Source organism: Streptomyces pseudovenezuelae, from assembly GCF_001513955.1.
GTDB lineage: Bacteria > Actinomycetota > Actinomycetes > Streptomycetales > Streptomycetaceae > Streptomyces > Streptomyces pseudovenezuelae.
This window is the reverse complement of record NZ_KQ948148.1, coordinates 1-7,457: the sequence shown is the minus strand read 5'-3', so window position 1 is coordinate 7,457 and position 7,457 is coordinate 1. Positions and strand designations below refer to the sequence as shown.

At 69.9% G+C, this 7,457-nt stretch carries 9 protein-coding genes; 7 read left to right on the top strand and 2 right to left on the bottom strand.

Annotated features, from left to right (window positions below; genetic code table 11):
- Nucleotides 1-902: serine/threonine-protein kinase (locus AQI94_RS20465; protein ID WP_159050640.1), on the bottom strand; the 902-nt coding region annotated here is incomplete at its 3' end.
- Between the two features lie 183 nt (nt 903-1,085).
- On the opposite strand from AQI94_RS20465, the gene AQI94_RS20460 reads away from it, so the two are divergent.
- From AQI94_RS20460 to proC, 7 genes are all read left to right on the top strand, one after another.
- Complete coding sequence (locus AQI94_RS20460; RefSeq protein WP_031047550.1) at nt 1,086-1,406, top strand: SH3 domain-containing protein; 321 nt, start codon at nt 1,086-1,088, stop codon at nt 1,404-1,406.
- Nucleotides 1,407-1,493: 87 nt separating this feature from the next.
- Complete coding sequence (locus AQI94_RS20455) at nt 1,494-1,775, top strand: SH3 domain-containing protein (protein WP_037942733.1); 282 nt, start codon at nt 1,494-1,496, stop codon at nt 1,773-1,775.
- 43 nt (nt 1,776-1,818) lie between these two features.
- Complete coding sequence (locus tag AQI94_RS20450) at nt 1,819-2,331, top strand: hypothetical protein (RefSeq protein WP_031047546.1); 513 nt, start codon at nt 1,819-1,821, stop codon at nt 2,329-2,331.
- A gap of 100 nt (nt 2,332-2,431) precedes the next feature.
- Complete coding sequence (locus tag AQI94_RS20445; RefSeq protein WP_031047544.1) at nt 2,432-3,211, top strand: class I SAM-dependent methyltransferase; 780 nt, start codon at nt 2,432-2,434, stop codon at nt 3,209-3,211.
- A gap of 45 nt (nt 3,212-3,256) precedes the next feature.
- Nucleotides 3,257-4,072 carry an ABC transporter ATP-binding protein gene (locus tag AQI94_RS20440; protein ID WP_031047542.1) on the top strand — a complete coding sequence of 272 codons (816 nt, stop codon included), beginning with the start codon at nt 3,257-3,259 and terminating at the stop codon, nt 4,070-4,072.
- A complete protein-coding gene (locus tag AQI94_RS20435; protein ID WP_031047540.1) occupies nt 4,069-4,851 on the top strand; it encodes an ABC transporter permease in 783 nt (260 codons plus the stop codon). The genes AQI94_RS20440 and AQI94_RS20435 overlap by 4 nt, the downstream gene beginning before the upstream one ends.
- Nucleotides 4,852-4,937: 86 nt before the next feature.
- The gene (proC, locus tag AQI94_RS20430; RefSeq protein ID WP_031047538.1) at nt 4,938-5,750 is read left to right on the top strand and encodes a pyrroline-5-carboxylate reductase; all 813 of its coding nucleotides are present in this window, start codon (nt 4,938-4,940) and stop codon (nt 5,748-5,750) included.
- 105 nt (nt 5,751-5,855) lie between these two features.
- Here proC and trpS read toward each other — a convergent pair whose 3' ends face one another.
- Entirely contained in the window at nt 5,856-6,917 is a 1,062-nt protein-coding gene (gene trpS / locus AQI94_RS20425) for a tryptophan--tRNA ligase (protein ID WP_031047536.1), read from the bottom strand.
- Nucleotides 6,918-7,457: the final 540 nt, after the last annotated feature.

The following is a 7,457-nucleotide window of genomic DNA, read 5'->3' as shown; positions in this document are numbered from 1 at the left end:
CCGTCGGCCTTCCGCTCGGGCACCGGCACGTCAACCGTGCGCTGCGCCGGTATGAACGCCTGGGTGTCGTACGAGGCCGCGACCGACCGCAGCTCCCGCATCAACTCGTCCGGCGTGGGCCTGTCCTCGGGCTCCTTGGCGAGACACCGCGTGATCAGCGGCGCGAGATTCGTGGGTACGCCTGTCAGATCCGGCTCGTCGTGCACCACCTGGTAGGCGACGACATAGGGACTGTCGGAGTCGAACGGCCCGCGCCCGGTGGCCGCGTGCACCATCACGGAACCGAGGGCGAAGATGTCGGCCGCGGGCCCGACCTCCCTCGGCCGTCGGAACTGCTCCGGCGCCATGAACGGCGGCGTCCCGATCAACTTGCCCGTCTCGGTGCGAAGTTCACTGTCCTTTGGCCGAGAAATGCCGAAGTCGATGACCTTGGGGCCGTCCTCGGCGAGCAGCACGTTGCTCGGCTTGAGATCCCGGTGGACCACCCCGACGCGATGGATGTCGCGCAGCGCCTCGGCGAGCCCGGCCATGAGCCGGCGCAGCTCCGCGGGCGCCATGGGCCCGTTCCGCTTCACCTGGTCGGAGAGCGTCGGCCCGGGGATGAACAGCGTGGCCATCCAGGGCCGTTCGGCATCGGGATCGGCATCGACGACGGACGCGGTGAACGCCCCGCTCACCTTCCGCGCCGCGGCCACCTCCTGCCGGAAACGCCCCCTGAACTCGGGATCCTTGGCGAACTCGGTGTGTACGACCTTCACCGCGAGCTTCATCCCCGAGGTGCTGCGCGCGACGTGTACCACGCCCATCCCGCCGGACCCGAGGCATGACTCCAGCCGGTAGTGGCCGGCGTACTCGGGAAGTTCCGCTTCCGCGCCCGTTCCGGTGTTGCCCTGTGGCGCCATGGAACCACCCCCGTGCTGATCGTCGGCGCGCGCGACACACGGAGCCTATTCGATGACTCGTACGGGACAGAGGCGGCTTGCTAGTGTCCGCGTGCGAGTTACGTACATGTGTTTCATGGCGTGATTCAGGGGAATCAACGGGGCCCCATGGCAGTCATGGGGACCGAACGGGGGAGAGATCTGATGTCTGTTGACCACGTCGAAGAAGTCGAGGGCGGCAAGAGCGAGGCCGTCGCCACGACAGCCGCCGCAGGCGTGCACTACTACTCGGTCGCACCGGGCTACCGCCTCAACGTCCGCCGCGGCCCCGGCACCCAGTACGGCATCATCCGCGTCCTGCCCGAGGGAGCGCAGGTCGCGATCTACTGCCAGACGCCGGGGACTTCGGTGGTCGGGCCGTACGGCACCTCGAACATCTGGGACAACATCGCCAACGGCGAGTTCGTCTCGGACGCCTATGTGCTCACCGGCAGCGACGGCTACGTCGCCTCGCGCTGCGGCTGACCTCGTCACCCATCCCGGAGGGAACCACCAGTGACACCCCTGAAACGCGGATCCTTCGTGCTCGCGGGCCTGACCGGCGCGCTCCTCATGGTGGGCGCTGCCACCGCCGAGGCCACGACGGTCCGGTACTACGCCGTGGCTCCCGGCTACCAGTTGAACGTGCGCAACGGACCCGGCACGAGCTACAGCGTCGTCCGTGTCCTGCCCGAGGGCGCCAAAGTCCCGGTCTACTGCCAGACGCCGGGCACGACGGTGACCGGCCCCTACGGCACGTCCAACATCTGGGACAACGTCAGCAACGGTCAGTACGTCGCCGACGCTTACATCAACACCGGCAGCGACGGTTACATCGCCGACCGCTGCTCCTGATCCCGAAGGGAGCCCGCCCCCGTCCCGGAGCCATAATCGTCCCGTGAGCGACGATTCCGGCACCCAGGACATCCCCGCGGGCTCCCCAGAGGGCGGCGGCCCCCGCCCCGGCCCGATCCGTTTCTTCGGCACGACCTGGGTCAACCACGACAACGGCTACGTCCTCCGCCGCGTCGGGGCCGCCGCCGGCTCCCTCGCCGCGGCCGTCGCCTCCGGCCTGATCCTCCGCTTCGCCTACGAGGGTCTCCAGATCGCCGACACCGGCAGCTTCGTCACCGTCCTCGTCGTCGCGATGTTCGCCATCTGCAGCGCGCTGGCCTTCCGCAACACCTGGGACGGCTTCGGCAAGCACCCCGACCCCGACCGCCAGGCCTCCCTCCGCGGCCTCCTGGCCATCGGGTTCGTGGGCTCCCTGCTCGCCTATTTCTTCCGCACCTTCATGGAGGCGCCGGGAGAGGGGCTGCGCCGCAAGGAGTACGAGACGGCGCTGAAACTGCACGAGAAGCGAGGCGCTCGGCGCACCGGCAACCCCTCCAAGAAGAAGCGGCGCCGCTGAGCGCGCCGGTCACCACCGGCGGGGCGCGCCGCCCGCGCACCCCTCCGCTTCTCACCGAAATCTCATCGCTCCCCCTACTCCTCCCCGTCACCATGGCCCTATGACGGCCTCCTTCCACACCAGCCGAGCCCACTCCTTCAACGCCGCCGCAGCCCAGTACGCCGCCAACCGCCCCTCCTACCCGCCCGCCCTCTTCGACGCGATCGAGGAGCTCGCCGACCGCCCCCTCACGGGCGCCCGGGTCGCCGACGTCGGGGCTGGTACCGGGATCGCGACCGCGCTGCTGCACGCCCGCGGTGCCGAGGTCGTCGCGGTCGAACCCGGGACGGGCATGGCAGAGCAGTTCCGCCGCACCCACCCCCGGATCCCGATCGTCCGGGGCGACGGCAACGACCTCCCCCTCCTCGCGGACTCCGTCGATCTGCTCGCCTACGCCCAGTCCTGGCACTGGACCGACCCGGCCCGCGCGGTCCCGGAAGCCTGCCGTGTGCTGCGGCCGGGCGGTGCGCTCGCCCTGTGGTGGAACACCTACGCCCTCGACGTCCCCTGGATCGCCGGCCAGGTCGACCGGGTCGCCGAGCACTTCAAGGACTACGGCGCCCATCCGGCCGTCGAGGTGAACGGCAACGGAGCCCGGTCCGCCCTGGCCGACCCCAGCGGCCGTCTCGCATTCGCCCACCGGGTGGTCCGCTGGAGCCGTCATGTGCCCGTCGACACCCACCTCGCCAACATCGGCAGCCACTCGATGTTCCTCGTGGCGGGCGAGGATCACGCGGACGTCTTCCTCACCGAGGAGCGGCGGATCCTGCTGGAGCACTTCCCCGAAGGAACAGTCGAGGAGACCTACGACGTGGAACTGCTGGTCGCGGTCAACGCCTGACCGGCGCGGTTGACGGCCCGGACTCACGAGAGCATTATTCATCGCATGATGAATAAAGAGTCCGGGCCGCTCGCCGACGGCACGGACGAAGAGCCGGCCACCCCCGCCGTCCACGCCGACGGCCTCACCGTCGTCCGAGGCCCCCGCACCGTCCTGCGCGGCCTCGCCTTCGACGTCCCCCGCGGTCAGATCACCGGCCTCCTCGGCCCCTCGGGCTGCGGCAAGTCCACCCTGATGCGCTCGATCGTCGGCACCCAGGCCAAGGTCACCGGCACCCTCGACGTCCTCGGCCGCCCCGCGGGCCACCCCACCCTGCGCACCCGCATCGGCTACGTCACCCAGGCCCCCTCCGTCTACGACGACCTGACCGTCCGCCAGAACCTCGACTACTTCGCCGCGATCCTCGCCCCCGGCCGCGCCGCCGCCGAACGTCGCCGCACCGACGTCACCCGGGCCATCGACGACGTCGACCTCGCCACCCACGCCGACTCCCTCGCCGGCAACCTCTCCGGCGGCCAGCGCAGCCGCGTCTCCCTGGCCGTCGCCCTCCTCGGCACCCCCGAACTCCTCGTCCTCGACGAACCCACCGTCGGTCTCGACCCCGTCCTGCGACGCGACCTGTGGAACCTCTTCCACGACATCGCGACCCGCCGCGGCGCCACCCTCCTCATCTCCTCCCACGTCATGGACGAGGCCGAGCGCTGCCACCGCCTCCTCCTGATGCGCGAGGGCGAGATCCTCGCCGACGACACCCCCGAGGCCCTCCGCACCCGCACCGACACGGACACCGTCGAGAGCGCCTTCCTCCACCTGGTCGACCAGGCCGTCGAAGCAAGCCGCACCAAGGAGCACACGCGATGACCACGACCACACCCCGTCTCGCGCCGAGCCCCACCAGCGCCCTGAGCCTCTCCCGCACCACCGCCACCGCCGCCCGGGTCCTGCGCCAGCTCCGCCACGACCCGCGCACCATCGCGATGATGATCCTCATCCCCTGCGTGATGCTGCTCCTGCTCCGCTATGTCTTCGACGGCAGCCCGCGCACCTTCGACAGCATCGGCGCCTCCCTCCTCGGGATCTTCCCGCTGATCACCATGTTCCTGGTCACCTCCATCGCCACCCTGCGCGAACGCACCTCCGGCACCCTCGAACGCCTCCTCGCCATGCCGCTCGGCAAAGGCGACCTCATCGCCGGCTACGCCCTCGCCTTCGGCACCCTCGCGATCATCCAGTCCGCCCTCGCCACCGGCCTGGCCGTCTGGATCCTCGGCCTCGACGTCGTCGGCAGCCCCTGGCTCCTCCTGCTGGTCGCCCTCCTGGACGCCCTGCTCGGCACCGCCCTCGGCCTGTTCGTCTCGGCCTTCGCGGCCTCCGAATTCCAGGCCGTCCAGTTCATGCCGGCCGTGATCTTCCCCCAACTCCTCCTGTGCGGCCTCTTCACCCCCCGCGACAACATGCACCCCGTGCTGGAGACCATCTCCGACGTCCTGCCCATGTCCTACGCCGTCGACGGAATGAACGAGGTCCTCCGGCACACGGACATGACGGCGGTCTTCGTCCGCGACGCGCTGATCGTGGCGGGCTGCGCCCTGCTCGTCCTGGGACTGGGAGCGGCCACACTGAGGCGCAGGACCGCCTAGGACTGCCCGACGGCCGCCACCGCTCCCATGTCCCGCCCACCGGACACCCACCCTGCACGCCCCGACCCGGTGCCAGACTGAACCGCATGAGCCAGAAAGTCGCAGTCCTCGGCACCGGCAAGATCGGCGAAGCCCTGCTCAGCGGAATGATCCGCGCCGGCTGGGCCCCGGCCGACCTCCTGGTCTCCGCCCGCCGCCCCGAGCGAGCCGAGGAACTCCGCAGCCGCTACGGCGTCACCCCGGTCACCAACCCGGAGGCCGCCAAGACCGCCGACACGCTGATCCTCACGGTCAAACCGCAGGACATGGGCGCCCTCCTCGACGAACTCGCCCCGCACGTCCCGGCCGACCGCCTGGTCATCAGCGGCGCCGCCGGTATCCCCACCTCCTTCTTCGAGGAGCGCCTCGCCACCGGCACCCCGGTCGTCCGCGTCATGACCAACACCCCCGCCCTGGTCGACGAGGCCATGTCCGTCATCTCCGCCGGCACCCACGCCACCGCCGCTCACCTCACCCACACCGAGGAGATCTTCGGCGCCGTCGGCAAGACGCTCCGCGTCCCCGAGTCCCAGCAGGACGCCTGCACCGCCCTCTCCGGCTCCGGACCGGCCTACTTCTTCTACCTGGTCGAAGCCATGACCGACGCGGGCATCCTGCTCGGCCTGCCCCGCGACAAGGCCCACGACCTCATCGTCCAGTCCGCGATCGGCGCCGCCACGATGCTCCGCGACAGCGGCGAACACCCGGTGAAGCTCCGCGAGAACGTCACGTCTCCCGCCGGCACCACCATCAACGCCATCCGCGAACTCGAGAACCACGGCGTACGAGCCGCCCTCATCGCCGCCCTCGAAGCCGCCCGCGACCGCAGCCGCGCACTGGCCTCGGGCAAGAAGGACTGACACCCACCGGGGGCGGCCACCCCGCCGTGGCCACCCCACCCAGGTGGCCACCACACAAGCGGAGCCGCCCCCGCGCACAGGCGTCACCTTCCGCACCGGCGACGCCTACCGGGCAGCGTTCAGCACCACACCGCTGTCCAGCGCGCCGGTATCCACAGCCGCCGTATCCGAAGCGGCCGGAAGCAGCCCGATCGCGCGATAAGCGGCATCCACGGTCGGCCGCGCCATCGCCCGCGCCCTCTCCGCACCATCCCGCAGCACCCCCTCCACATAGCCAGGATCCGCGCACAGCTCCTTGTGCGTCTCCTGCACGGGCCTCAAGACCTCGACCACGGCCTCTGCGGTGTCCTTCTTCAAGGCGCCATACGACTCATATACACCGCTCAGCTCCGATGGGTTCCCACCCGTGCAGGACGCGAGGATCTCCAGCAGGTTCGCCGGCCCCGGCCGGGCCTCCCGGTCGTACACGACGTCCCGCCCGCTGTCGGTCACGGCCCGCATGACCTTCCTCCGCACGACCTCCGGTTCGTCGAGCAGATAGACGATCCCCGGCCCGGAGTCATCGGACTTTCCCATCTTCGCCAGCGGCTCCTGGAGGTTCATGACCCGCGCGCCCACGTGCGGCACGGTGGCCCGGGGCACCACGAACGTGTAGCCGTACCGCTGGTTGAACCGCACCGCCAGATCCCGGGTCAGCTCCACATGCTGAGCCTGGTCGTCCCCGACCGGCACCTCGTCGGCCCCGTAGGCCAGGATGTCCGCCGCCATCAGCACCGGATACGTGAGCAGCGACAGCCGCACACTCCCGCCCCGTGCCCGCTCCCGAGCGGCCTTCTCCTTGTACTGGATCATGCGCCGCATCTCGCCGTCCGTGGCCACGCACTCCAGCACGTATGACAGCCGCGCGTGTTCGTCCACATGACTCTGCACGAACACGGTGCACAGCTCGGGATCCAGCCCCGCCGCGAGCAACAGCGTCGCCGCCTGCCGGCTCAGTCGGCGCACCCGCGCCGGATCATGGTCGACGGTCAGGGCGTGCAGGTCGACGATGCAGAACAGCGACTCCGCCCGGTGCTGGTCGACCGCGGCCCACTGCCGCATGGCTCCCAGGTAGTTCCCCAGCGTCAGATGCCCCGTCGGCTTGACCCCGCTGAAGACCCGCGTCATCTCTCCACCTCCTGGTCGAGACCGCCGTCCCCGGCCGGCCGACCCTCAGGAGTCCTGGAGGGAGACATACGAACGGCCGCCGAGGAGGCGGCCGTTGAGTGCATACGTGCTTACGGCCGCCGTCAGGCGGCCCACCACTGCTGGGTGCACGTACGCGTTGTCATGCCTGTCAGCGTACGCCTGCGGGAGCCCGTCCGGACCTGAGTTGACACTCCCCAGCCCGGTACGTAGTGTTCTCCGAGTTGTCCGACGTGAGCGCCGACTCCGGTCGGTCCCCGGACAGCCATTCCGCAGGTACCAGCCAACAAACGATGACAGCTCTGTCTGCCGTCGCCGTATTGGCGTGCGTATTCGCGAAATGAGGAATCCACGTTCGAAAGGACGGCGGCCCCCGATTAGCTCGGGAGCTGGGAATCCGCTAAAGTCTCACTCGTCGGAACGGCCCAACGGCCGGGAAGACAAACCCCGCTGACTGGGAATCAGGCCCGAAAGGATCTGATAGAGTCGGAACCGCCGGAAAGGGAAACGCGAGAGCGGAAA